General features: G+C 53.4%; 19 protein-coding genes, 4 tRNA genes, 3 rRNA genes and 1 pseudogene. 17 read left to right on the forward strand and 10 right to left on the reverse strand.

Features of this window, described 5'->3' with window-relative positions:
* The 12 genes from MTP43_RS05075 (at window position 1) to MTP43_RS05130 (ending at window position 9,014) form a co-directional block, all read left to right on the forward strand.
* Window positions 1–513, forward strand: coding sequence for a VanZ family protein (locus tag MTP43_RS05075; protein WP_005925200.1), 513 nt, complete (start codon window positions 1–3; stop codon window positions 511–513).
* Window positions 510–1,775 carry a hypothetical protein gene (locus MTP43_RS05080; protein ID WP_005925202.1) on the forward strand — a complete coding sequence of 422 codons (1,266 nt, stop codon included), beginning with the start codon at window positions 510–512 and terminating at the stop codon, window positions 1,773–1,775. Before MTP43_RS05075 ends, MTP43_RS05080 begins: the two co-directional genes overlap by 4 nt.
* Window positions 1,776–1,874: 99 nt before the next feature.
* Complete coding sequence (locus MTP43_RS05085) at window positions 1,875–2,198, forward strand: anti-sigma factor antagonist (protein WP_005925205.1); 324 nt, start codon at window positions 1,875–1,877, stop codon at window positions 2,196–2,198.
* Window positions 2,195–2,635, forward strand: a complete 441-nt coding sequence (spoIIAB, locus tag MTP43_RS05090) for an anti-sigma F factor (protein ID WP_005925208.1) — start codon at window positions 2,195–2,197, stop codon at window positions 2,633–2,635. Before MTP43_RS05085 ends, spoIIAB begins: the two co-directional genes overlap by 4 nt.
* A 21-nt stretch (window positions 2,636–2,656) precedes the next feature.
* Window positions 2,657–3,331: a sigma-70 family RNA polymerase sigma factor gene (locus MTP43_RS05095; RefSeq protein WP_005925211.1), complete on the forward strand. Its 675-nt coding sequence runs from the start codon at window positions 2,657–2,659 to the stop codon at window positions 3,329–3,331.
* Between the two features lie 445 nt (window positions 3,332–3,776).
* Window positions 3,777–5,287 (forward strand): 16S ribosomal RNA (locus MTP43_RS05100).
* A gap of 126 nt (window positions 5,288–5,413) precedes the next feature.
* Window positions 5,414–5,489: transfer RNA gene (locus MTP43_RS05105), tRNA-Ala, on the forward strand.
* A 3-nt stretch (window positions 5,490–5,492) separates the two neighbouring features.
* Window positions 5,493–5,569: transfer RNA gene (locus tag MTP43_RS05110), tRNA-Ile, on the forward strand.
* A gap of 206 nt (window positions 5,570–5,775) precedes the next feature.
* A 23S ribosomal RNA gene (locus MTP43_RS05115) occupies window positions 5,776–8,610 on the forward strand.
* A gap of 126 nt (window positions 8,611–8,736) precedes the next feature.
* Window positions 8,737–8,853 (forward strand): 5S ribosomal RNA (gene rrf / locus MTP43_RS05120).
* Together the 16S, 23S and 5S rRNA genes with 4 tRNA genes alongside form the textbook arrangement of a ribosomal RNA operon.
* Before the next feature lie 7 nt (window positions 8,854–8,860).
* A tRNA-Glu gene (locus tag MTP43_RS05125) sits at window positions 8,861–8,935 on the forward strand.
* A 3-nt stretch (window positions 8,936–8,938) separates the two neighbouring features.
* Window positions 8,939–9,014 (forward strand) — tRNA-Lys (locus MTP43_RS05130).
* A 162-nt stretch (window positions 9,015–9,176) separates the two neighbouring features.
* Here MTP43_RS05130 and MTP43_RS05135 read toward each other — a convergent pair.
* From MTP43_RS05135 to MTP43_RS05145, 3 genes are read right to left on the reverse strand one after another with little or no spacing between them, the layout of a single operon-like run.
* Window positions 9,177–10,565 carry a site-specific integrase gene (locus MTP43_RS05135; RefSeq protein ID WP_097786545.1) on the reverse strand — a complete coding sequence of 463 codons (1,389 nt, stop codon included), beginning with the start codon at window positions 10,563–10,565 and terminating at the stop codon, window positions 9,177–9,179.
* Between the two features lie 16 nt (window positions 10,566–10,581).
* Window positions 10,582–10,896 (reverse strand): helix-turn-helix domain-containing protein, encoded by a 315-nt coding sequence (locus MTP43_RS05140; protein ID WP_097793617.1) that lies wholly within the window; start codon window positions 10,894–10,896, stop codon window positions 10,582–10,584.
* A gap of 42 nt (window positions 10,897–10,938) precedes the next feature.
* Window positions 10,939–12,204: a plasmid recombination protein gene (locus MTP43_RS05145; RefSeq protein WP_249235140.1), complete on the reverse strand. Its 1,266-nt coding sequence runs from the start codon at window positions 12,202–12,204 to the stop codon at window positions 10,939–10,941.
* Window positions 12,205–12,890: 686 nt separating this feature from the next.
* On the opposite strand from MTP43_RS05145, the gene MTP43_RS05150 reads away from it, so the two are divergent.
* Complete coding sequence (locus MTP43_RS05150) at window positions 12,891–13,721, forward strand: helix-turn-helix domain-containing protein (RefSeq protein WP_249235141.1); 831 nt, start codon at window positions 12,891–12,893, stop codon at window positions 13,719–13,721.
* A complete protein-coding gene (locus MTP43_RS05155) occupies window positions 13,705–14,370 on the forward strand; it encodes a sigma-70 family RNA polymerase sigma factor (RefSeq protein ID WP_249235142.1) in 666 nt (221 codons plus the stop codon). Before MTP43_RS05150 ends, MTP43_RS05155 begins: the two co-directional genes overlap by 17 nt.
* Window positions 14,371–14,428: 58 nt before the next feature.
* On the opposite strand, the gene MTP43_RS05160 is transcribed toward MTP43_RS05155, so the two are convergent.
* Window positions 14,429–14,977, reverse strand: coding sequence for a hypothetical protein (locus tag MTP43_RS05160; protein WP_249235143.1), 549 nt, complete (start codon window positions 14,975–14,977; stop codon window positions 14,429–14,431).
* Window positions 14,978–15,126: 149 nt separating this feature from the next.
* On the opposite strand from MTP43_RS05160, the gene MTP43_RS05165 reads away from it, so the two are divergent.
* Window positions 15,127–15,903: a hypothetical protein gene (locus tag MTP43_RS05165; protein ID WP_128118058.1), complete on the forward strand. Its 777-nt coding sequence runs from the start codon at window positions 15,127–15,129 to the stop codon at window positions 15,901–15,903.
* A 143-nt stretch (window positions 15,904–16,046) separates the two neighbouring features.
* Here MTP43_RS05165 and MTP43_RS05170 read toward each other — a convergent pair whose 3' ends face one another.
* Complete coding sequence (locus MTP43_RS05170) at window positions 16,047–16,952, reverse strand: peptidoglycan-binding domain-containing protein (RefSeq protein ID WP_055186213.1); 906 nt, start codon at window positions 16,950–16,952, stop codon at window positions 16,047–16,049.
* Window positions 16,953–17,443: 491 nt separating this feature from the next.
* Window positions 17,444–18,140 (reverse strand): annotated as a pseudogene (locus MTP43_RS05175) (argininosuccinate synthase domain-containing protein).
* 204 nt (window positions 18,141–18,344) lie between these two features.
* Between MTP43_RS05175 and MTP43_RS05180 the strand changes: the two are divergent.
* Window positions 18,345–19,097 carry a DUF4866 domain-containing protein gene (locus tag MTP43_RS05180; protein ID WP_005920139.1) on the forward strand — a complete coding sequence of 251 codons (753 nt, stop codon included), beginning with the start codon at window positions 18,345–18,347 and terminating at the stop codon, window positions 19,095–19,097.
* A 113-nt stretch (window positions 19,098–19,210) separates the two neighbouring features.
* Here the strand turns inward: MTP43_RS05180 and MTP43_RS05185 are convergent, their stop codons facing one another.
* The gene (locus MTP43_RS05185; protein WP_113621303.1) at window positions 19,211–20,545 is read right to left on the reverse strand and encodes a threonine/serine ThrE exporter family protein; all 1,335 of its coding nucleotides are present in this window, start codon (window positions 20,543–20,545) and stop codon (window positions 19,211–19,213) included.
* A 22-nt stretch (window positions 20,546–20,567) separates the two neighbouring features.
* Between MTP43_RS05185 and MTP43_RS05190 the strand changes: the two genes are divergently transcribed.
* Window positions 20,568–21,305: a helix-turn-helix domain-containing protein gene (locus tag MTP43_RS05190; RefSeq protein WP_005920143.1), complete on the forward strand. Its 738-nt coding sequence runs from the start codon at window positions 20,568–20,570 to the stop codon at window positions 21,303–21,305.
* 190 nt (window positions 21,306–21,495) lie between these two features.
* Here the strand turns inward: MTP43_RS05190 and MTP43_RS05195 are convergent, their stop codons facing one another.
* The 3 genes from MTP43_RS05195 to MTP43_RS05205 are packed head-to-tail and all read right to left on the reverse strand — an operon-like array spanning window position 21,496 to window position 25,503.
* The gene (locus tag MTP43_RS05195; protein WP_117526560.1) at window positions 21,496–22,899 is read right to left on the reverse strand and encodes a hypothetical protein; all 1,404 of its coding nucleotides are present in this window, start codon (window positions 22,897–22,899) and stop codon (window positions 21,496–21,498) included.
* 1 nt (window position 22,900) lies between these two features.
* Window positions 22,901–23,695, reverse strand: coding sequence for a hypothetical protein (locus MTP43_RS05200; protein WP_005920147.1), 795 nt, complete (start codon window positions 23,693–23,695; stop codon window positions 22,901–22,903).
* 11 nt (window positions 23,696–23,706) lie between these two features.
* Window positions 23,707–25,503, reverse strand: a complete 1,797-nt coding sequence (locus MTP43_RS05205; RefSeq protein ID WP_217285517.1) for a heparinase II/III domain-containing protein — start codon at window positions 25,501–25,503, stop codon at window positions 23,707–23,709.
* Between the last annotated feature and the right edge of the window lie 10 nt (window positions 25,504–25,513).

A 25,513-nucleotide genomic window follows, 5' to 3' on the forward strand; every position in this document is an offset into this window, starting at 1 on the left:
GTGGAACGCTATAACGATACGGAACGCACCTCACTGTGGGTCATTGCGGGACGTGTGGTCTTTACCGTTGCACTCATCGCCTGCATCTGGTTCATCTTTTCCAACTCCATGGCGGTGGCAACGGTCTCCACCGACTCCAGCGGCCGGGTGCTGGCGTGGATGCGCATCATCCTGCGCCGCTTGGGACAGCCGGGGCTGGCAGAGCATCTGACCATGCATATCGTGCGCAAGCTGGCACACTTTTGCGAGTATACGCTGGAGGGCTTTCTGCTCATGCTCTGTATGCGGGTGTACAGCCGTCACCCGCTGCGGCATATCACCGTGCCCATGCTGGGCGGTGTGCTGACGGCGCTGACCGATGAGACCATTCAGCTCTTCTCGGAGGGACGCAGCAGTCAAGTCACCGATGTGTGGCTGGATTCTGCCGGTGTTCTGGCCGGCATCCTTGTTGCCATCGTACTGCTGTTGGCCTGCGAGGGACTGTATTATCACATAAAAAGGAGACACGAATGACCATCCAACAGGCAAATCAGTATTTTGCAGCTCTGCCGGACGGCTTTGCCGACCCGGCGCAGCTGGGCGCACTGCTGCCCGCCTCGGTGCAGCAGGTGCAGTTCGTGGGTGTGGCAGGCACTGCCGGTAAAACGGCGGTGGCGCGTCTGCTGGCAGCCATTCTGCACGCGCAGGGGATCCGTGCCGGTGTCTACCATGCCGGGTGCGAGCCGCTTGCTGCCCGCATCCGTGTGGATGGCAAGCCGGTGGACGAAGCACTGCTGTGCCGCGCCGCCGATGCCCTTGCTGCCCATGAGGAGCTGCCTTTGCAGGCGGCAGAGCTTGTTGCCGCTGCGTACTGCTTTGGCGAAGCCGGCTGCACGCTGGCGGTAGTAGAGCTGCCGGATGCAGGTCTGGCTGCGGTGCTGCCAAAAATGCCGGTGTGCGCCGTCACAGCGGTGGGACCGGATGGCGTGAGCCGCTCGGTGGAACGTCTGGCTGCATTGGCAGGCGGCGTGATGCGCAAGGAAAGCATCTGCGTCACCGCGCCGGAGCAGCCCAAGGCGGTGCTCAGTGAGCTGGTTGTGGCTGCGGGCAAGTGCGACTGTGAGCTGGTAGTGCCCGATCCGGAGGATATCACCTTTCTGGAAGCAGAACAGTTTGCCAGCCGGGTGGACTACGGCGGCTACACAGTGCCGCTGGCCTTTCTGGGACGTCACGCCGCGGGCAACGCCGCCATGGCGGTGGAGCTGGCGCTGGCGCTCTGCCGCAAAGAGGTGGACATCTCCGATGAAGCCATTCTGGATGGCATTGCTGCCGTGGACAACCGTTGCAGCATTCGGGTGCTTTCCCAGCGCCCGCTGGTCATTCTGGATGCCTGCCGCACCCCGCAGCAGGCTGCCGCGCTGCTGCGCGTGTTGAACATGGCCAAGGTGCGCCACATGAGCGCTATCATCGGCCTGACCGAGGAGGAGGGGGCGGAGGCCTTCTTCTCCGCGCTGGAGACCGGCCTGAGCCCTGAGGAACAGAAAAAGGATAAATCCACCATGCCCGGCATGAGCGAGAGCCCCTTTGATAAGGTGTATCTCGTCACGCCCGCCGGTGTGGAGGAGCAGCTGACCCAGCGTCTGACCGAGAAGGCAAAGTATCACTTTGACGCCCAGCTCTGCACCAGTCTGGACGAGGCGGTGCAGCTGGCGCACGCCAACACCCGCCGTGGGCTGCTGGTCTGCGGCAGCGAGGCGGCAGCGCTGGAAGCTGCCGAGCTGCTGGCAAAGGCGTAAGCTGCCGACAGCTTTTTCTAAAAAATAACCCGAAGATCCCGTACACTGAAGTTATGTGTACGGGATCTTTTATTTTGTAAAAAAGGAGATGGACAAGCAATGGCAACGGTGACCTTCAGCGCGGCAGGGGAGACCCTGTATGCCTATCTGGCGGGCGAGATCGACCACGATGCCGCCCAGAGCCTGCGGATGCAGCTGGACGATGCACTGGTCAGCCGCAGTCCCCGCACCTTAATTATCGATCTTGGCGGGGTAGGGTTCATGGATTCCTCCGGCATCGGGCTCATCCTTGGGCGGCAGCGCTGCGCCCGCGTTCTGGGCACGAGCCTGCGGTTGCAGCACGCCCCCGCGCAGCTGCAAAAAGTCCTGCGGCTGGCGGGCATCCCCTGTACGGAGAATATAGAAAAGGAGAATGCGCAATGAAAGCAGAGAACAGCACCCGCATCCAGTTCGATTCCCTCAGCAGCAACGAGGCCTACGCCCGCGGCGTTACGGCGGCCTTTCTGGCGCGGTATGATCCAACCGTGCCCCAACTGGCCGACCTGAAAACCGCAGTGTCCGAGGCGGTGACCAACTGCATCGTCCACGCCTACCCGGAGCGGATCGGGCCGGTGTGCATGACCATTGCGGTCTACCCCGACCGGGAGGTGCACATCACCATTACAGATAAGGGCATTGGCATCCCCAATGTGGAGCAGGCCATGCAGCCATTGTTCACCACCGGCAACCCGGAAGAGCGCTCCGGTCTGGGCTTTGCGGTGATGCAAAGCTTTATGGACAGGGTAAAGGTCACCTCAAAGCCCGGCAAAGGAACAAAGGTGCTGCTAGTCAAGCGTTTGTCCCGGCGTGAGCCTACATAAAAAGGAAAGGCGGTCCGGTATATGGTAACGGATAAGACCCGGCGGGAAGCATTCATCACGCAGAATCTGGGGCTGGTGCATGCCTGTGCGGGCAGATTCCGTGGGCGAGGCATGGAGTATGACGACCTGTACAGCGCGGGCTGCGTGGGGCTCATCAAAGCCTATGATAATTTTGACGAGAGCCGGGGCGTGTGTTTTTCCACCTATGCCGTGCCGGTGATCCTTGGTGAAATCAAAAAGCTGTTCCGGGATGGGGGTACGGTCAAGGTGAGCCGCTCCCTGAAGGAACTGGGAATGCGGGTGCAAGCTGCACGGGAGCATACTATGAAGCTGTGCGGCGCAGAGCCTACCTTGCAGCAGCTGGCTGAGCAGCTGGACGAGCCGATAGAGAATGTAGCCCTTGCCATACAGGCCGCGCAGCCCGCCATGAGCCTGACCCCGGAGGGCGGCGAGGATGGAGACCGGCAGCTGGATATCCCGGTGGAATCTCCGGAGGAGGAACTGGCAGACCGGATCAGTCTGGCAGAGGTGATCGAAGCGCTGCCAGAGCAGGACAAGCAACTGATTCGTCTGCGCTTTTATGGCAACCGCACCCAGAGCGAGACTGCAAAAGCACTGCATACTACACAGGTACAGATCTCCAGGCGGGAACGTAAGATCCTGATCCGGCTGCGCGCCCGGCTTTTGGAGGAATAAGGGAGGAAGTGTCTATAAAAAATGTAAAAAACTGGGCAAAAAGTAAAAAGAATGATTTTGGCGTAAAATTTGTAAAAAACGCTTGCTTTTTGAAGGATGCTGTGCTAAAATACATTACTGTCAGGCGGACGTCCGACAGAATGAAATACTTCAAAAACGACGTCAAACGGAGAGATTCGACAGAATCAAAAATGAATCTCAAAAATCTTTCAAAAAAGTGCTTGACAATTTATCACGAAAGTGATAAAATAACTAAGCTGTCAGCCGCAAGGCTGCGGCGCACAGGACCTTGAAAATTGAACAATATCGAAAGAACTTGTAACGGAACCTATTTTCGTGTTGGAAAAACACGGTAAACAATTCCAAACAAAAGTAATTCACACAGGACGCAAGCGATTGCGTGCTGAGCGAAACAAGATTTAACACTTTTAAGTGATAAATATCATTTATAAAGAGTTTGATCCTGGCTCAGGACGAACGCTGGCGGCGCGCCTAACACATGCAAGTCGAACGAGCGAGAGGAGGTTTACTTTCTCAAGCGAGTGGCGAACGGGTGAGTAACGCGTGAGGAACCTGCCTCAAAGAGGGGGACAACAGTTGGAAACGACTGCTAATACCGCATAAGCCCACGACCCGGCATCGGGTAGAGGGAAAAGGAGCAATCCGCTTTGAGATGGCCTCGCGTCCGATTAGCTAGTTGGTGAGGTAATGGCCCACCAAGGCGACGATCGGTAGCCGGACTGAGAGGTTGAACGGCCACATTGGGACTGAGACACGGCCCAGACTCCTACGGGAGGCAGCAGTGGGGAATATTGCACAATGGGGGAAACCCTGATGCAGCGACGCCGCGTGGAGGAAGAAGGTCTTCGGATTGTAAACTCCTGTTGTTGAGGAAGATAATGACGGTACTCAACAAGGAAGTGACGGCTAACTACGTGCCAGCAGCCGCGGTAAAACGTAGGTCACAAGCGTTGTCCGGAATTACTGGGTGTAAAGGGAGCGCAGGCGGGAAGACAAGTTGGAAGTGAAATCCATGGGCTCAACCCATGAACTGCTTTCAAAACTGTTTTTCTTGAGTAGTGCAGAGGTAGGCGGAATTCCCGGTGTAGCGGTGGAATGCGTAGATATCGGGAGGAACACCAGTGGCGAAGGCGGCCTACTGGGCACCAACTGACGCTGAGGCTCGAAAGTGTGGGTAGCAAACAGGATTAGATACCCTGGTAGTCCACACTGTAAACGATGATTACTAGGTGTTGGAGGATTGACCCCTTCAGTGCCGCAGTTAACACAATAAGTAATCCACCTGGGGAGTACGACCGCAAGGTTGAAACTCAAAGGAATTGACGGGGGCCCGCACAAGCAGTGGAGTATGTGGTTTAATTCGACGCAACGCGAAGAACCTTACCAAGTCTTGACATCCTGCGACGGACATAGAAATATGTTTTTCCTTCGGGACGCAGAGACAGGTGGTGCATGGTTGTCGTCAGCTCGTGTCGTGAGATGTTGGGTTAAGTCCCGCAACGAGCGCAACCCTTATGGTCAGTTACTACGCAAGAGGACTCTGGCCAGACTGCCGTTGACAAAACGGAGGAAGGTGGGGATGACGTCAAATCATCATGCCCTTTATGACTTGGGCTACACACGTACTACAATGGCGTTAAACAAAGAGAAGCAAGACCGCGAGGTGGAGCAAAACTCAGAAACAACGTCCCAGTTCGGACTGCAGGCTGCAACTCGCCTGCACGAAGTCGGAATTGCTAGTAATCGCAGATCAGCATGCTGCGGTGAATACGTTCCCGGGCCTTGTACACACCGCCCGTCACACCATGAGAGCCGGGGGGACCCGAAGTCGGTAGTCTAACCGCAAGGAGGACGCCGCCGAAGGTAAAACTGGTGATTGGGGTGAAGTCGTAACAAGGTAGCCGTAGGAGAACCTGCGGCTGGATCACCTCCTTTCTAAGGAGTCAGGCAATGACAGAGCATCTAAGATGATCGGTCATTGGAACAGGTGACAAGTTAAAGTTTAAGTAGATATTGTTCGATTTTGAGGGCCCTGAAAAGGGGTTACTCAAAACCTTATGTGGGGGTTTAGCTCAGCTGGGAGAGCACCTGCTTTGCAAGCAGGGGGTCAAGGGTTCGATTCCCTTAATCTCCACCACATGGGCCAATAGCTCAGCTGGCTAGAGCACACGACTGATAATCGTGAGGTCGATGGTTCGAGTCCATTTTGGCCCACCATGTGGTGAAAATCAGAGTTCCGGGAGACCGGGCTTTGAGGGACATCACCAAGACGTACCTTGAAAACTGAATAATAACTGCGAAACAAAGATTATAGTAAGTTCTTTTTTAAGAAATATTACAATTTCAAAAGGAAGGGTAACAATAATCTTCGTTGGCAAGAGAGAATCAAGAGGATACCAAATGTTCTTAAAGAACGTTTGAAAGGTCAAGCGAACAAGGGCGCAGGGCGAATGCCTTGGCACTGGGAGCCGATGAAAGACGTGATAAGCTGCGATAAGCTTCGGGGAGCTGCAAATAAGCATTGATCCGGAGATTTCTGAATGAGGAAACTCACCTGGGTTCATACTCAGGTACGTTATACTGAACTTAAAAATAGGTATATCGAGGGAACCGCCTGAACTGAAACATCTAAGTAGGGCGAGGAAGAGACATCAAACGAGATTCCGTAAGTAGTGGCGAGCGAACGCGGAAGAGGGCAAACCGGAAGTAGAAATACTTCCGGGGTACGGACCGCATTTAGGACTTAAGTTGTTAACCGAACGGCATGGGAAGGCCGGTCAGAGAGTGTGAGAACCACGTAGGTGAAAACGACAAGAGCTGAGCGAGTTCCAGAGTACGGCCAGACACGTGAAACCTGGTCGGAATACGGGGGGACCACCCTCCAACCCTAAATACTACCCAGTGACCGATAGCGTATAGTACTGTGAAGGAAAGGTGAAAAGCACCCCGGGAGGGGAGTGAAAAAGAACCTGAAACCCTGTGCCTACAAGCACCTAGAGCACGTCAATGTGTGATAGGGTACTTTTTGTAGAACGGTCCGGCGAGCGATTGTATGCAGCAAGGTTAAGGACTTAAGGTCTGGAGCCGAAGCGAAAGCGAGTTTGAAAAGGGCGTTAAGTTGCATACAATGGGCCCGAAACCGGGTGACCTACCCATGGTCAGGTTGAAGTGGAAGTAAAATTCCATGGAGGACCGAACCGACCTCCGTTGAAAAGGCGGCGGATGAACTGTGGGTAGCGGAGAAATTCCAATCGAACCCGGAGATAGCTGGTTCTCCCCGAAATAGTTTTAGGACTAGCCTCAAGTTAGATACCTGGAGGTAAAGCACTGAATAGCCTAGCGGCCGAGAGGTTAGCGAAGCTTATCAAACTCAGAATGCCAGAGTATTGATGCTTGGGAGTCAGACAGTGTCAGATAAATGTCATTGTCAAAAGGGAAACAGCCCAGATCTACAGCTAAGGTCCCAAAGTCAGGTTAAGTGGAAAACGATGTGAAGATACGTAGACAACCAGGATGTTGGCTCAGAAGCAGCCACACATTCAAAGAGTGCGTAATAGCTCACTGGTCGAGCGTCTTTGCGCGGAGAATTTAACGGGGCTAAACCTGACACCGAAGCTTAGGCAATACAGCAATGTATTGGGTAGGGGAGCGTTGTATACGCGGTGAAACAGTAGCGCAAGCGGCTGTGGAGTGTATAGAAGTGAGAATGCCGGAATGAGTAGCGCGAATGCAGTGAGAATCTGCATGGCCGAAAGCCTCAGGTTTCTGGAGGAAGGTTCGTCCGCTCCAGGTTAGTCGGGAGCTAAGGTGAGGCCTAACGGCGTAGCCGATGCACAGACGGTAGAGATTCCGTCACCACCAAAAGAGTTAAGCACAGGGACACATTTGAAGTCTCGGAGCCGGGTGTTGGTTCCGGTAGCGATCGAGGGAAGTTAGTACCGAAGTCCGGGATGGAAGATGGCGAGAAAAGCTGTGTGTATTTCTGCGGTGCCCGTACCGCAAACCGACACAGGTAGGTAGGAAGAAGATTCTAAGGCCAACGGGAGAAGGGTTGTTAAGGAACTCGGCAAATTGACCCCGTAACTTCGGGAGAAGGGGTGCTCCAGAGATGGAGCCGCAGAGAATCGGCCCAAGCAACTGTTTACCAAAAACACAGGTTTGTGCTAAATCGAAAGATGACGTATACGAGCTGACGCCTGCCCGGTGCTGGAAGGTTAAGAGGAGATGTGCAAGCATTGAATCGAAGCCCCAGTGAACGGCGGCCGTAACTATAACGGTCCTAAGGTAGCGAAATTCCTTGTCAGGTAAGTTCTGACCCGCATGAAAGGCGTAATGATTTGGGCACTGTCTCGACAGCCCGCCCGGCGAAATTGTAGTACCGGTGAAGATGCCGGTTACCCGCGACAAGACGGAAAGACCCCATGGAGCTTTACTGTAGCCTAATATTGGGTTTCGATGTTGCATGCACAGGATAGATGGGACACAGGGAAACAAGTGCTTTGGCATTTGTGGAGTGGCCGTTGGGATACCATCCTTGCGATATTGGAATTCTAACCTGCGCCTTTGAATCAAGGCGGGGGACATTGTTAGGTGGGCAGTTTGACTGGGGCGGTCGCCTCCTAAAGAGTAACGGAGGCGTTCAAAGGTTCGCTCAGCTTGAACGGAAATCAAGCAAAAGAGTGCAAACGCAGAAGCGAGCCTAACTGCGAGACTGACGGGTCGAGCAGTAACGAAAGTTGGAGTTAGTGATCCGGTGGTATGTGAGTGGAAATGCCATCGCTCAACGGATAAAAGTTACCCTGGGGATAACAGGCTGATCTCCCCCAAGAGTCCACATCGACGGGGAGGTTTGGCACCTCGATGTCGGCTCATCGCATCCTGGGGCTGTATTCGGTCCCAAGGGTTTGGCTGTTCGCCAATTAAAGCGGTACGCGAGCTGGGTTCAGAACGTCGTGAGACAGTTCGGTCCCTATCTGTCGTGGGCGCAGGATATTTGATGGGAGCTGTTCCTAGTACGAGAGGACCGGAGCGGACGTACCTCTGGCGCACCAGTTGTTCTGCCAAGGGCATAGCTGGGCAACTATGTACGGATCGGATAAACGCTGAAAGCATCTAAGCGTGAAGCCGACCCAAAGATAAGATATCCCATTGTTTCAAACAAGTAAGACCCCTTGAAGACTACAAGGTTGATAGGCACGATGTGTAAGTGGAGCGATCCATTCAGCAAGCGTGTACTAATAGGTCGAGGGCTTGACCACAATTCGCTTGAGACTTTTAAGTCAACGAAAAAATGTTAGCAGTGATTATTCAGTTTTGAAGGCACGTCCTTCTAAGAAATACTGGACAGAAGCACAGAAATGTGTTATACTGATTCAGTCAGATCGGTCGGTGTCGATGACGGTAAGGTTCCACCTGTTCCCATTCCGAACACAGAAGTTAAGCTTACTTGTGCCGAAGATAGTTAGCTGGAAACGGCTTGTGAAAATAGGTAGTCGCCGACTTTTATATGGCCCGTTGGTCAAGCGGTTAAGACAGAGGCCTCTCACGCCTTTAACATCGGTTCGATTCCGGTACGGGTCACCATATGCACCTCTAGCTCAGTTGGTAGAGCAACTGACTCTTAATCAGTGGGCCCAGGGTTCGAGTCCCTGGAGGTGCACCAGATATTGAACGTCAAATCGTAAGATTTGACGTTCTTTTTTGTTATGTAACCCCGAAAAATCGGGGCTTGCACGGTCAATGCACGGTTTTTGCACGGTCGGCGTTTTCGTGGGAATCCTCTGCATGGGCTGGAATTGCTTTGAAATGCGTGGTAAATTTTGCATCAGGTCAGCAGAGCCAGACGGAGCTGCGCCTTTACTTCGGGGTCTGCGTCCTTCAGAAGTTCCAGCAGAGCGGTCATGGAGATGGTCGGTTCGCCTGCGGCGGGTACAGCCTGCGGGCTGGGGCTTTCCTGTTTAGCATAGAACCCTTCCTCAAATTTCCTGCCCAGTTCTACACGAGAGGACTGCTGGATATGAGCGTAGGTGTTCACCAGCATATCCGCCGTGGCGTGCCCTGTGGTGCCCTGAACGGCTTTCACATCGCCGCCGGAGATCATCAGTTGATAGGTGGCACTGGAATGCCGCAAACCGTGGAACACAATGCGGGGGAATTCCGGGTGGGCATCCTGCCATTTGAGGAACTTCTTGCGGATCAGCACCGGCTCCACTGCCAGACCATTGGGTAGACGGAACAGCATTCCGCTATCATGGTAGCGTGCCGGGTCTTTCATCTCGTCTGCCGCCAACTGATTCAGCCACTTCTTCAATTCCTCTTTCAGTGCAGAGGTCATGAAGATGGTACGGCAGGAGGATGCGGTTTTGGTGCTTTTCAGGATGAGGGAAGTGGTGCTGCGCTCCAGCTTGTCCGGGAATATCTTGATGATGCAGCCATCGTCCACTTGATTTAGGGCTTCTTTCCGCACCCGCTGCATGGACTTGTTGATACGGAAGGTTCCGATGCCATCTGCTGCGTCAAAATCGAGATCTTCCGGGGTCAGACCTACGATCTCGCCCTCTCGCAGTGCGCCCACCAGTGTGAGGTGGACTGCCAGATGCAGGATGGGGTCCTCCATGCTGTCCAGAGCCGCCCTCATTTCCTCTACCGTCCAGATGGTGCGCTCCTGCGTAGACTTCTTGGGGCTGTCCACGGGAACAGGGCTTTTGACAAGGATGCCCCACTCTACGGCATACTGGAAGGCAGTGCCCAGCAGCCGGTGCACCTCATGGATCGTTGTGCCGGAAAGGAAACGCTGCTTCTGCTTTTCGGTCAGTTCCTGCTTCTTGCCCTCGATATACGAACCACAGGGCGTTTTGCTCAGGGTCGTGTAGAGGTTCTCCATGTGGTAGGGCTTGAGCTTCTGCATCTCCATGCTACCGATATAGGGGATAATGAGATTCTGAATGGTGGAAAGGTTGGATTCGTAGGTTTTGGGTGCCCACTTGTGCTTGCTGCACTGTTTCGGCAGCCAGTCCATCAGGAACTCTGCCACCGTTACCGAGGACGGAATCAGGAAAGTGCCAGCGGCCAGTTCATGCTCGATTTGCTTTTTTCGGTTCGTTGCCTCCTCTTTTGTGGGAAAGCTCTCCCATTTGTCGCAGCTCTTGCCGTGCTCATCTTCGTAGGTGTAGCGGACGCTGTAAGAGTTGCCGCGCTTCGTAATATATGCCATACTGTTTGCCTCCTTATCAAGCTGCCCGGTAGAGCCACGCATCGAAGCTGTCCTTCGGCACACGGATGCTTCCGCCTACTCGCAGGACACGGAATTCGGTAGTGCTGTTGCACAGATTGTAAGCAGAGCGCAGGCTGATGGCCAGCATTCGTGCGATCTCTTCCACCGTGTACACCAGTTTCGTGGTTGCCGGGCCGTCAGTCGGAGACTTGACGGCATTGGTTTGAGTGACCACTTCCATTGTAGTGGGATTCGAGCCCTTTTGCAAGAACTTTTTCGTATAATCGGAAGATTGCACAGGGACGGTCATAGAATTACGGTCAAAATCCATAAGCGTTGCTCCTTATATTGTCATATCATCTAAAAATTCAGCTTAAAGTTCTACATCTTGCCCACGCTTACGGTTTTGCTGCGGCACATTCATGGTGTGCTCCTGCTTGGGGGCAAGAATCTTTTCCAGAAAGCCACGCACCAGTTCGGGCGCACGGTGGAGAGCATCCAGATAGGGTTTCACGTCGTACCACAGGTCGTGGTACTTGTTGCTCCAACGAACGGCCTCCTTCTTGGCGGTGGAAAGTTCTTCTTTCAAGCGGCGGTTCTCCACGTCCATCATATAGCCGTGGTCGGCTTGCTTTTTCAGCTTGGAAAATTCTTCTTCGGTCAGCGAGTAGTTGCCGAGGAAGGTGCGCTTGCCGATATAATCCAGATCACGCGCATGAATGAGGGCTTCTTTCGTGAGCGTGGTCTTTTTCTGCACAGCGGCAAGTTCCTTCTCCTTTTTGGAGAGGGTCTGACTGGTTTTGGCAAGCGACTGCGCCTTTTGGTCGGCTTGGGCGGTCAGGGCGTCCAGCCGTTCCTGCTCTCGCTGGACTTTGAACTGGGTGACGGTCAGGTGTTCTTCGGTGCTGCCACGCTCACCGCGCTCTACATCCGTGTACCCGGCATTGCGCATATAGTTGAAGAAATCGTCTTGCAGGACACTGTACGACTTCTTCAAGACTGGCTTGCCGTTCTTTTGCAGGACAGGCTTTCCGGCATCGTCCAGCAGGGGCTTGGATGCCCACTTCTTGCTCCGGCTGACCTGCATGACAGTCTCCTTGACTGTGCCGACCAGTGCCTTGTCCTTGCAGCGTTTCGACCAGAGGATCTGCTTTTCCACCACAGGCACATAGACCACATGGAGATGATAGTGGTAGACTTCACGGCCTAATGCTTCGGTCATGGCACGGTTGATCTCATCGGCATGCATGACAGCCGAGAGGATATACTGTTCACCGCCTACGATTTGGATAGCAGCTTTGTAGGCATCTGCATAGAACTGCTTGGCGAACTCGTAGCCACCGTGATTGTCAAAATAGGCCGAGTTGACATCAAAGACAAGCTCACAGTAGTGGGTGGCATCCGGTTTCAGGCCGCGCGTGGAGATGGTTCCATCGGATTCCAGTTGGGAGAACAGGTCGGTGTAGCTGGCGGTTGGCTTCTTGAAGTGGACGTTCCATGCAGCGCGCTGGGGGATAATATCGGGGTTCCGATAGCTGTCCTTTTCACGCTCATTGTGCTGCTGAGTGTTGCCAACAACCTTGTCCGAAACGGCAAGGTTTCGGACACTGGTGCGGTCAATACCATCATTTCTTGCCAAAGGGCATCCCTCCTTTCGGGGTTCAGAGGAAGGTGACGGGGACGGAGATGCACTTCCCCGGAAGTGTAATAACCCACTATAACACTTTCATCCCTATGGGCTGCAAAGTGTAGTGGGCTCTTCGAGGACTCTCCGAGGGGGAACGTCTCATGCGGGAGAGCTACGATCAAGTTCGCACAATGCGAACTTGATTGCTCCGTACGCATCTGAAAAAATTGCGTACGGACTTCAAATAACCTGTACGGTTCGTACGACGTACGGAAATCCGAAATATAAACGATAATTCGTTTTAATTTACTTCAATCCGCCGTACAGATGCGTACAAGTACAGACCGTACAGGTTGTACGAATTTCTTCCGTGAAAAAATGCACTTTTTACGGACAGGGGTGGACAAGCGGCTCGATGCCTACAAAATCCCGCACCCTGCGGCCACCGGGCAGGGCGATGTTATGTGTTGCACCAGAGTATCCCCAAAGTGAGAACTCTGGTGTTTTTTGCTTCCTGCCTGAATATACGGAAAATTTTGCAGGAAAGGCGAAAAAGCGGCAGAACTGCAACGGAAAAAGAAAAAAGCCCTTACTGGTTGCAGATTTGCAACAGCAAGGGCGGAGAAGTAACCGTATATTGAACAAAACGGCAGAGCGTATTATAATGAGGAAAAAGCTCAAAAAGGAGGGCCGACCACATGGCACAGGAATATCTGCCCGCACCGTCCAACGTCCGTCTTGCGGACTTGATGAAAGAGCACAATATCAGCCAACCGGAGCTTGCCAAGGAAATCGGCTGCTCCAAAAGCACCATCAGCCGCTTCATCAGCGGCGCAAAAGGGACGCTGACCCATGAGCAGGTGCTGAAAATCGCAAGGCTGTTTAATGTGTCCACGGATTTCCTGCTGGGAGAAACCAACATCCCCGACCGCAAAAATTACGACATTGCCGAACTGGGCTTGTCCGTAGAAGCTGCAAAGAACCTCTACACAGGGCGTGTCAATACAGAGGTGGTCAACCTGCTGTTGGAAAACGCCCGCTTTGCAGAGCTTACTTACCGCATATCGCAGTATTTTGATGATACTTTTGCGTCTGGTATCGCAGCACAGAATGCCATGCTCACGATATTGAGCACCCTGCTACGTACAAGGGTCAAGACCCCAGAAGCAGCCAAGGCTGCCAAAGACATCAGCCTTCGGAGAAAGCCGGTGTATCAAGGTGATCTTGATGACATTGAAATGTACTTCATGGCAACGGTCAAGGAAATCAAAAAGGGCATCGGGAGCCATTACGCCGAACAGGAAGCCATGAGCAAGAAAGTGGCAGAGAAGATGTTCACCGAATTGACCAAAGGGCAGGATGTGCAGCACCCAACGATCACGGCAGAGCAGTTGACGGATGCAATGTTGGACAGCGTTTCGGGTATGGAAGGAGCCACGCCGGAAGCACTGGAGCAGTTGCGAAGCGGTCTGTTGGGAATCTTGCAGTCTGCCGCAGAGCAGGAAAACGCCCATGAAGCAGACGAATGAACGGCTTTGTGCGCTGGCACAGAAAGGCGATGCCGCCGCACTGGACAGCCTGATCGAAAACAACAAGTCCTTTATCGGCAAGGTGGCAAATGACCTTTTCCGCAGCATGAATCTGGCACAGTCTGGCTTGAACCTTGACACGGACGATTTGAAACAGGCAGGCAATCTGGGCTTATGGAAAGCTGTGCCGAAGTTCGATGCAGCGCGCGGCATGAAGTTCCTGACCTATGCGGCTCCTGCCATCCGCAACGCCATGATGGACATGGTGCGGGATGCCTTTGCCGCTTTTGAGCAGCGGATGGTGACGGAAGACAAGGACGGCGTCTGTTACCAACGTGTTTCGCTGGATGATGTTCTGCCGGGAGAGGAACAACTACGGCGCATTGAGGCCATAGCCGACCCCTACGCCATGCAGCCGCAGAGCATTATGGAGGAGCAGGAATCGCGCCGGGAACTGTATTATGGCCTGAAACGGCTGACCCAACGGGAGCAGACCTATCTGCTGTACCGCTATGGCTTCACCGATGGCGAGGAACATCCGCTGATCGGCACGGCGATATACTTTCACCTGACAAAAGGCCGCGCCAAAAAGACCGAGGAACAGGCCATGGATAACCTGTGGCTGGAACTGCCGTGGTGGTTTGATTAAAGGGAGCGAAGAAAATAGCTTTTATACACTAAAGAATGAAATCAAAATGAATGAGAATTTATTTGGAAGTTTTAGGGAAGAATGCACATTCTAATTTTTTTAATATGGAAAGCTTTTTACGGTTGATAGCTTGTCTACTGACACCAGATTTTTCTGCTATATCTGCGATGCTCATTCCTTTAAAAACAAATTGAGATAATAAGGTCAGTTCAGAAGGTTGAAGAACAGAATGTAAATCGGAAATCAATAGTTCAGGATATTCATCGTTTGAGGACAAAGACATCTGATTGAAATCAATTTCATCAACGCTTGCGATGACAGAGTTATCTACGGCGTTTTTTCGGCTGTTAAGCGAAATGTATTGATGCCGGATAGAGGATTCAATATATTTCACTAATGTGCCGTCATCTTTTCTTTGAAGTTTGGTCAATTTTCCGGAATGCAGTAATTCGAGAAGATATAATTGTAAATCTGAATAGGCATCCTCATACTTAAGAAGAGCTGCATATTTTTTCAGTAATGGCTGAAAACGTTGGACGATTTGTAGCTGTGCAAAGGAGTTGCCGTTATATGCATTTAGAAAAAGGTCAAAAAGCGTATAATTCAATTTTCTTTCCTCCTTTTAAGAGGAAAGAGAAAAAATGTTAAGATTTGTAAACGGAAAAATAGATTTTTGTGAGCTAATATAAAAAGTTTACAAGAAGGTAATAGAGACTAAACAATATGTTGATAAACTTATAAAAAAGGAGAACATATATGAATTGTGCAAAAAGTGTAAAAATGATAGTGATTCTAGGTTGTATTGTGGTGAATTTGGTGGGATGTGGAATGAATGATACAACAGCATCATCAATGTCCACAGTAGTTTCGTCACAGGATACATCGTCAAGTTCATGCAATTCTGAAGAAAAAAATGATTTGCAAGATTTTTCCCAGACGTTAGTTGATTCGACCTCGGTATTTTTAGATCAAGATCAATATACTGTTTTTGAAAAAGCGCAGAAAATAGACTATGCACTTTGGGGACAATCAAGTAACTTAAAAGGACTGAATTTTAAAATTGAAGATGCTCCGACTTTTGTGCCTATGACGCAAAATGCGCCGACATATGTAAAACTGAACGGACATGATTATGAGGTCTATCAAAATTCTTATAAAGAGTTTGAAGAATATATGAAATCTATTTTTACAAATGATTTCTTGTCACAAGATTCAATTGAGAAAAAGTTTGTGAATTATAATGGAAAACTTGCCGTTTGTGATGACTATGATTTGGCACAAATTCCATATTTTACTGGATATGTGGGAGAATATTATCCGGATGATTTCTGCTCAGTGCGATACTATTTGAAAAATAAAACGGAAGCACAAGTAAATTTTGTAATGATTGCATACTATAATCCCAATGAAACGTATGAGGAACATGATGAGTATTCATATGATGACATGAATAAAGTCGAATATGAAATGCAGTTGGTAAAAGTTGGGGATGTGTGGAGAGTAAATAAATATCACTCGCCTGAGCTTGGATAAGCAGATAGTGAAAAGTGTTGCATATAATAGGCATTGAAAAATCCCCCCCGAAGCCTTTTCGAGAGTTGAGAAAAGACTTTGGGGGGGATATATGTTAAAAATGATGCTTTACAACTTATTGTTGATGAAGAGAGTAGAGATATTTAGGAGCGACGAGCGGTTGCGATATAATCACCGTATACGGTTTCATTGCGTGCAGTTCCCGCTTCCTCAAGAGTTCGAATGACACCACCAGCAGGATCAATGACGGAAATGCTGCTTGCAGAGGAGCAACTGCCAGTATAAGCAATCGCTGTGACAAAATGCGTCTTTTTGCCATCGCTACTGTTGAGCCGAATAATGATGGGAAGGTTATTGTCAATACTTGCTTTGACTGCACTGAATACAGTCGCCTGCTCCTTACCGCCATGAGTGTAGTTGCTCGTGTCGATTTTACCATTGCACTTGCTGGGAAGAGCCCAAGTATTCAGACCGTTTGCACCCCAATTTCCACAGGCAGTCAGGACTTCGTTAGGGGTGAATTCACGAGGCCCATAGATATTAGCGGTATTCAACACGGCAACAAGAGAGCAACCACTATTTCCAACAAGCTTAACAATGTCCGGATTCTTCTGTGCCCAAAGATAGTTTCTATCAGTAGGCAGAGTGATTGAATGAGATTGACCACTTGTACCGCCCGAAGAAGCGTTCAATGCGTTTAGGGTGGCACTGCCGACCATACCATCGGCAGTCAAGCCGGATGCTTTCTGAAAACTGATAACAGCGTTATAAGTGCCTGAACCTGCAAGGCCATCCACTGTACTGGCGTAATAACCTTTGTTCTTCAGGAGCTGCTGGATGGTTTTAATGTCGCTTACCAGTGCGTTCCATGTACCATCGCCAACAATGCCATCTTGGGTAAGACCTTTTTTGCCCTGATACTTCTTAACAGCATTTTCAGTACCAGAGCCAAATTTGCTGTCAAAACTACCCGGAGGGCAGCACATGATATGCAGTCCATACTGCAGGTACATAACATAGTTGCCAGTACTTCCATTTTTGAGTAACATAGTAATAATCTCCTTTTTTTAGTAGGACGTTTATGGGGCCCTTCATTTGCGTCCTTACGTAATAGAAAGAGAGAATCACAGATGTTTTGTAAACATAGAGAGATAATTTAGGATATCTGGGTCGGTCACTCAAACCATTGCCGTCAAGTCGGTGGTGGATAGTGTGATTTTTGTTTGTCAGAGAGTAAGTGCACGGTTTCTGCACGGATTTTGCACGGTTTCAAAACGTGCAGAGGGTGCTTTTCGCTGCAAAATCCGACAAAGGGTGCAGAAATTGCTGGGTGAAAAATCACGTTGATTTGATTAAAAATAACGATAACTCGAAACTTCCATAAATTGAGACGAACCGGCGGTTTGCTCTCTTAATCAGTGGGCCCAGGGTTCGAGTCCCTGGAGGTGCACCACAACAACAAAATCCGAACTTTTTTCCAATAGGAGAAGGGTTCGGATTTTTTGTTCGCAGAGTAAAACACAAATTGCTATAAGCTACTTCATTCCCCTTCTTTTTCGCTGTTTACGATAGCCTGCACCTTGGTGGGCAGACCATAGATGCTGATGAAACCGGTGGCATCGCTCTGCTTGTAGTCGCCGCCTGCGGCAAAGGTGGCGATGTCTTCACGATACAGAGAGAACGGCGACCAGACCCCTGCATTGATGAGGTTGCCCTTGTACAGTTCCAGACGCACCTTGCCGGTGACATGCTCCTGTGTGGAGGTGACAAAGGCACTCAGAGCTTTGCGCAGCGGGCTGAACCACTGGCCATCATACACCAGTTCGCCAAAGGTGATGGCCAGCTCAAAGCGCACCTGATCGTTGCCTTTGCCGGTGCTGCCGTGGCAGACCGCATCCGCACCCTCGGCGCGGGCAATCTCCACCACGCGTTTTGCCAAAATGGGGCGGGCAAAGCTGGTGCCCAGCAGATAACCCTCGTAATCTACCCCGGCCTGCATGGTGGGAATGACGTAATCCTCCACAAATTCATCGGTCAGGTCTTCGATGTACATACAGCTTGGATGCGCCGCTTGCCTTGGCACGCTCTTCCAAGCCTTCCAGCTCACCCTTCTGCCCCACATTGCCGCACACGGCAATGACTTCGCAGTTGTTATAGTGCTCTTTCAGCCACGGGATGATAATCGATGTGTCCAGACCGTCGGAATATGCCAGCACGACCTTTTTGACCTCAGACATAGGAACTGCCTCCGTTCAAACCAACTTATATACTTTTCGATTTCCCTCGTGCAATTTCATGATTGCAGTGTCCGTTATACGGTCACTTGGAAAATGTGTAAAAAGTGTTCTGCATATAGCAGCAATATGAAAGCAGTATTTCACAGCGGGGCATTATGAATCTATAATAGGTAGTTGGAAATAAACAGAAAGAGGGTCTTTTTGATGGCAACGATATTTTCAAGAGAAGAAAAGGCAGAGGCACTGTTCGGGGAGATACTGAAAAATCCAGAAGCCTGCCGACGCCTGATGGATACCTTCAACGACTCGCTGGACATGGCAGACGTACTGGATGCGCCGACCGTGAGTGCACAGCAGTTTGCCGCAGCGCTGTTCAATGCCTACGAGAACAAGGATCTGTCTGCCTTTCTGATGGCGATCTGCCAGCACAGTATGTTTGACCTGCTACGGAACGCTGCTCTGATCCCGTTCAAATTCAACGCCGATGGTCAGCCGAACCCGGTGATCCTGACGGATGATGCCGGCGTTCTTTTGCCGAACAACAAATTTGCCGTGAGCAGCAAAGTATACGACCGGTTCATCCGGGTGTTCCAGAAGCAGGAAAAGGTAAAAATGTACCTTGCCAGCGGCTACTGCAAGTATCACGGCTACGACGAAGGCTCGATGGATGTGGTGGAGTACCACTACAACCAGCATTTGGGGCTGCTGCTGATCTACGAACTGCCGGACACCGTGAAGCAGAAGGTGACGGAAGCGGAGGCCTACTCCACCGTCTGGGATATCCAGATGAAGCTGCAGCACGCACTGCCCCGTTCCGTGGTCTACTATGGACAGGACACGCTCAAGGACGGCGGAACCCGCTACGATGAACTTGGCGTTTTTCTGCCGCTGGAACACTTTGCCGACCGGCTGGAACGCCATGTGGAAACTGCTACCAAGATCGTTTACGGCGAGTAAACGCCCTGTAAACGAACTCCCTTTATAAGTGCATCACAGCAAAACAAAACGCAGCGATCCGTTAAAAGATTCGCTGCGTTTTGCCTTATATGGGAGAATGGAAATGCTGCACATCAGGTGCAATAACGGAAAGTCTTGTCAGTGACAATACGGGCGAAGATCAGCCCTAACGGCAGTGCTACGATGATGAGAATGGCATCTGCAAACCATGTGGCAGAGTCCATCAGAGACAGGATGCCCAGATTATAGATGGCACGGTAGAAATACAGTCCCGGCACCATGATAACGATGGACGGCACAGTGACGGAGATGCGGGGATAACCGGCGGCGCTCTTCAGGCAGGAGGCCAGCAGTCCGGCCAGCAGTGCGCCCAGAAACGCTGCAACAGCGGGCGGAAAGCCCGCAAGGCTCACCAGCTCCAGCCGGAACGTGTTCGTTACCGCACCGATAAGGGCGGCGCAGACTGCCAGGTTCCGGGGACTGTTGAACATGAGCGAAAAGCCGAACACACCGCCAAAACTTGCCAGCAGCCGGAACACGATCTCTTCCGGGAGTGTCAGGCTCAGGGCAGGGAACTGCACCGGCTGCAAATGCAGCAGCAGTGCCATGATCCAAGCCGTCATGGTTGCCACCAGAATGATGAGGACGGCGTAGGCCAGACGTTCCAGCCCGGAGCGCATATCCAGCTTGGCAAGGTCGATGCCGCTGGTAATGAACGGAAAGCCCGGAATGATGAAGAGCATGGAGCAGATATACCCCGCCTCGTGCTGCGCCGATACGGTAAACAGCACCTCTGCCAGCTTCAGCAGGATGGCATACACGAGGCTTGCTGAACAGACCGACGCCGTAATGCCCAGAAACAGGGTGAAATGGTGCTTTGTCAGCTTGCACCGTACAAAGTTGCCGATGCCTGCACCGCAAAAGGCACACAGCATTTCCACAATGCCGCCGCCAAGCAGAAAGGTGAAGCAGCCGCAGGCCAGTGCAGCTGCAAAGCCCAGTGCGATGGGCGAATACAAGCCGTGGATGCGCTCGATCTCATCGAGGTGGCTGTGCAGTTCTTCGCCGGTCATAAATTTTCCTTCCCGGTCGAAGTCGTTGACGAAATGCTCCAGTCGGTTCAGCCGGGAGGTATTCACGCCCGTATTTGTCAGACAGAGTGACTGGGTATAACACTGGTCACCGTCAAAGCAGGTGAACTCAATGGACAACAGGCCGATGTCCGCTGTTGTTGTGACTCCCAGCTCCCGCGAAAGGGTGTTCATGGAGCTTCGGACACGCCATGCGCCGGTGCCGCATTCCAGCAGCATCAGCCCGGTGCGTCCAATGACGGAGGCTTTTTCCACAAGCCCCGCCTCGGTAATGGGGACGCCCTTGCTGGCCGACGCATAGTCGTGCCAGTAGACTTCCATGTGATTTTTGATGATCTCACTTTGCCGTTGTCCCATACCGGAAAGCCTCCTTTGTGATATGGGAATGTTGCAGCCGTTTCAAGACTGCGGTGCTATTATAAGGGAAATTGCAGGGCGGGTAAAACGTATCTTGGATATGCCGGCAATGTTCGTTTGGTATTTCAAAGAAGAAAATACGTTGCGTTTTTGGCGGCTCTGCGGTAGGATAGAAAAAACACACCGAAAGGAAACTGCCGTGACCCTTCAACAACTCCGCTATGTCACGGCTGTTGCCGGCACCGGTACCATCAGCCATGCAGTGCAGCAGTTCTATATTTCTCAGTCCAGCCTGACCAATGCTATCCGGGAGCTGGAACAGGAAGTGGGGCTGGCGCTTTCCAAGACGGCAAGCTCTGTGGTGAGCCGGACGCTACTGGACGCACGCGGACAAATGAGTGCAAAATCGATGCATCCCCCTGCTTACGGTCAAAGGAAATGTCAAAAGAAGAAGGGAGTGCAGGAGAAGATGAAGCACCTCCACAAGGGCGGCTGGTGCCATCCCCACAGCACAAGGCGGCTTGCTTTTTGCCGTGGCTGCCGGATAAGACAAAATACAACACCCGCAAAGGGAGCTTTGCCCGGACGTTTGTCCCCCTCTACCGCTGCGCTCAAAACGCATAGACCGCGTTTGCGCAGCGCAGCAATGAAAGCCCCAGTGGGGCTTTTAAGCGGCAGAACGGTCTGCGATAGCAGATGGAGGGGCCTCGCCCCGACAAGTTCAACAAATGTTTCCAAATTGTTAAGACGCAAAAAATAAGTAGCTGGGCTCTGCTCATGTAATGGGGTCACCGTTTGCTCCGAACGAAGTTTTGCAGCGGCGTTGTCCGGCTCGCCCACGGAAAGTGTGAGGTCATGGCACGGTATCACGTTCAGACGGCTTATGCAAGATTCAAGGTACTGTATGAAGAAAGCCGGACGCAGTGCAGACACTACGTCCGGCTTCTTTTTTACGAATTGAGCGCCTGCCATAGCGCATCTGAAGCATCAAACACTGCTACGCTGTACCCGGCAAAGCGGCTCTGAATATCCACGGTCTGGCTTCCGTCGGCGGCGGTATTGTAGCTGCCCAGTTCCAGCCCGGAAAGGGCGGGCTGGCTGCTCCACGGGATGAGCTTTGCCTGCCAGTCCGCGCCCAGCTTTTCGCTCAGCGCCCCATAGGCCTGTTCGAAGCCCTCCGGGTCGTCCAGAATCCAAATTTTGCTTTCGCCGTTAGCAAGGCCGGTGTTCATCTGGGTGGCACCGGCCATCTGCCCGTTCATGTCGGTCAGGGCGGCATCGGCGCTCCATGTGTAGTTGTTTATCTGCACGATGACCGCCCCGTCGCCGTTAGCGTCCTCCGCATAGTCTGCCAGCGCAGTCTGCAGGCGCTGCACGGCCTCGTCCGGCAGGGCTTCTGCCGTGACCACCGCCACGGTATAGTCCGGGTCTACGGTAGTCAGCAGGCCGTGCGCCACATACGCTACGCCCACAATGACCATTGCCGCCACCGCCACGATGCCCCAGTTATAATACCACCAGTTGGCGCGGGAGCGCTTTTTCTGCTCCTGTGCGGTCAGGGGCTTATCCGGCGCTGTCGGGCGCGGGATGCTGCGCACCTCTACGCCGTATTCCTGCCGCAAAACCGGGAACAGGGTCTGCATCGCCGCCAGCCCCGGCAGCCAGAAACCGAACAGCACCGCCCAGAAGATGCTGACCGGGAACAGCAAGATCATCCCGCCGATGCCCGCCAGCATGAGAACGCCTGCCAAGACGCAGCGCGCCGGGGCGGCAGCCAGCAGCCTGCCCGTCCGGCGCAGCAGGACGTCCGGGGCGGGGGCTTGCAGCGGCAGAACGGCGGCGCAAAGCGTAGCCAAAACCGCCAGCACCAGAAAGTCCAGTGCCAGAAATACCAGCACCGCAAGCCCGGGGTAATACCCCTGCTGCGCGGCGGCTTCAAACACAAAGGCAGACACAAAGCACAGCAGCCCCAGCACCAGCGTGCCAATGCAGCCAAAGCCGCAGGCGGCTTTCCAATGGGCGGCAAGGGTCTGTTTTGCCCGGGGCAGCCACTGAGAGGGGTCGTTCTGCAAGCTGCGCAGGGCACAGTCTGCCAGCAGCACCATGGCAGGGCCGGTCAGCAGACCGGTGACCGCGCTGCACACCACCGTCAGCGGCAGGGAGAGCAGGGTGACCCCCAGCGAGACCCCCAGCGCAGCGGGCAGGCAGAGCACGCAGACCATCAGGTTCGTGCCCAGCAGCTGGCCGAGGTCGCGGCCGACCATCTGGCAAAAGCGTGCAAAGCCTTTTTTCTCCGGCTCGTTTGGGCCTACGCCATGGCCGTCCCGCCCATAAAGGGCATTGTAGATGCTCATATCACTTCACCTCGGTGCCAAAGGCTTCGATCTGGGTCAGGGCAGGGAAGGGGGAAGTCCCCTCGGCCTGAATCAGATCCTTCAGCACAAGGCTGCGCACCCGCTTGGGTTCAAAGGCCACGCTCTGAGGCTTGGCGCTTTTCACCAGCGGGATGTCCAACCTGCTGCCGTCGGAAAATTCCACCGTGGCCTTGACCCAGTAATTGTCGTGGGGAAAATCTGCCCGCTCGGTGATGCGCAGCTCATCCAGCAGTACTTCCCGGCCAAAATCCAGCGTCAGGGCTGCGTTCGGGTCGCGGTTGATGCCCCAGCTCTGGTAGGGATACTCGCCGTGGGCGCTGTTCTCAAAAATGCCGTCGATGGCGTTGCGGGCGGCAAACACCGCCTCGCCGCGCGTTTCTACGTTGGCGCTGGCGTGGGGGTAAAAGCCGGTGTCGCCGTGCTCGTCATAGCAGTTAAAGGCCAGATTCCGCCGGGCGGCAATCTCCTCCGGCAGCGCCAGCCGTGCCCGGATGACATGACGGCTGCCCACAAAGCTCTTGGGCGAATAGGTGATGGCCTGCTCCCCGAAGGGAATGTGGAAATTGATCTCCCGCTTGACCACATACACAAGGGCTTCGGGCATGGTGTCCTCGAACTGGATGACGCAGTACTGCCCGGGATGGTCGATCTCCAGTGCCACCCGGTCGCCGGGGTGGTATTCGTTGGTGTAAACAAGGGATACGGCGGTGTCGGCGTCGCAGGTCATCAGGGTGTGACCTGCTTCGTCCAGAATTTTCAGCTTGATGGTCTCCATGGCAGTTCTCCTTAGTACAGTTCGAGGTTCAGCATTCTTTGGAAATGCAGGGTAATCTTATAGATTGTTTCCGGCCATGCGGTGCGCAGGCGCGGGTCGGTGATGGGCACCGCCGTAACAGCAGCCGTTACGGCAGCAGGGTCAAAGCGGATGCCGCCCAGTGTGCCCACCGCAAAGCCGTCCGCGGTGGGGGCGGCTTTCTGCTCGGTGAGCAGGGTCAGCTCCACCGTGCCGGGATAGTCCGTTTCGTCCCGCAGGGTGATGCCCTGTTCACTGATCGATAAGCTGCGGTGGTAGGTGGTAAGCCCCGGGATGGGCGGGTACGCGCCCGCCAGTTCGCCGGTGATGCTGTTTTTATCGGTGCACACCTCCCGGGCGGCGTATTCCGCGCCGGGCAGCTGCTGCACGCCGTCAAAGGTGGGCAGGTTGTGCCATGCGCTCTGCATCGTCCAGATCTCATACCGCTGGGGGCTGAAGGTCTTTTTGGTGTAGCTCTCCACTCCGATATCGATCAGGAACGGTCTGCCGTCCTTGTATACGGTAATGCTGCCGGTATCGTTGTGGTTGTGGCTGTCGCCGTTGGAGCCGAACTTTGCACCCAGCACCCAGCTGCCCTGCCGCGCGGCATAGACGCCCACGCTGGGATACCACACCGTTAAATGGTGCCGGGGCGCTGCGGAGTACGCCATCATTTCTTCTTCTGCAAAGGCGGTGGTCAGCCGGTACCACAGGTTGATGTGGGTGCTGCCGTCCGGGTTCTGCAAATGGTCGGGGTCGGCATCGGCACGGAAGTCTGCCGCCGCAAGGGCTTGCAAAGCATCGCTGCCCACAGCCTGCCCAAAGCGGTATTCCCGCGCACCGCACCGCCCGGCAAGGGGGCTGCAATCGCCAAAGTTCAGGTAGTAAGGCCCTTCCACATGGACGTTGCAGATGTACTCTGCAATGTTTTTGATTTTAGGTTCATGGAACAGGGGAGAGAAGGCCTCCGGCACAATGCTGGACAAAATTTCAAGGCAGCCCCACAGGGTCAGCCCGGCGTGGCGGTAATACTGTGCACCCTCGTTGCAGCAGCCGTCCGCGCCGTAGTCCTTTAAAAAGCAGTCGAGGCTGTACGCTGCCTGCTTGACGGCAACCTGCCGCTGCTGCTGTGTGGTGGGCAGCAGAAAGACCGTGAGCAGCACATTCTGGGTGCACCAGCTCGTCCAGTTACACATAGGCTCTGCGCCGTTGCCCATCCACCAGAAGTGGCTTGTAAAATAAGGCGTCAGGATGCGGGCGTCCAGCTCCTGCTCCATCCGCACCGTGATGCCCGGCGCGGCAGTATCCAGCTCGTCCGGCAGTAAGTACCGGGTCAGCGCCAGCAGCGCGCCGGTCTCGGCGGCAAATAAATCTACGATGGGGCGGGTGGTGTCCGGCAGGGGCAGCTGCGGGGTGTCCCGCACATAGCTGTTGTGGGCGGGCAGCTGCCATGCGCTTTCCTCGCAGATCGCCCATACGGTATCTGCAATGGCATCCAGAAAGCGCCCTTCGTGCTCCACACACTCGGCACTTACCAGCGCGCAAAGCCGCGCCCGGCGGGAGAAGTAAGCCGCCTCCCATGGGGTGCGCCGCCCGGTGTGGGTGAAATCCAGCCAGAGCGAGAGCGGCAGGGGCGCAATGGGCGTTTGCAGCGCGGCTTTCCCCGCCTGCAAAAAGCGCTGCTTTGCCCGCAGGGGCAGCCCCTGCCATGCAGTACGTTCCTTGGCAGGGGGGAAGGGCCGGTAATCGGGAAGAAATTCCGGCAGATGGGCAAGTTGTTCCTGTATCATAGAAGCCTCC

This window comes from Faecalibacterium sp. IP-1-18 (assembly GCF_023347355.1).
In the GTDB taxonomy this organism is placed as follows: domain Bacteria; phylum Bacillota; class Clostridia; order Oscillospirales; family Ruminococcaceae; genus Faecalibacterium; species Faecalibacterium prausnitzii.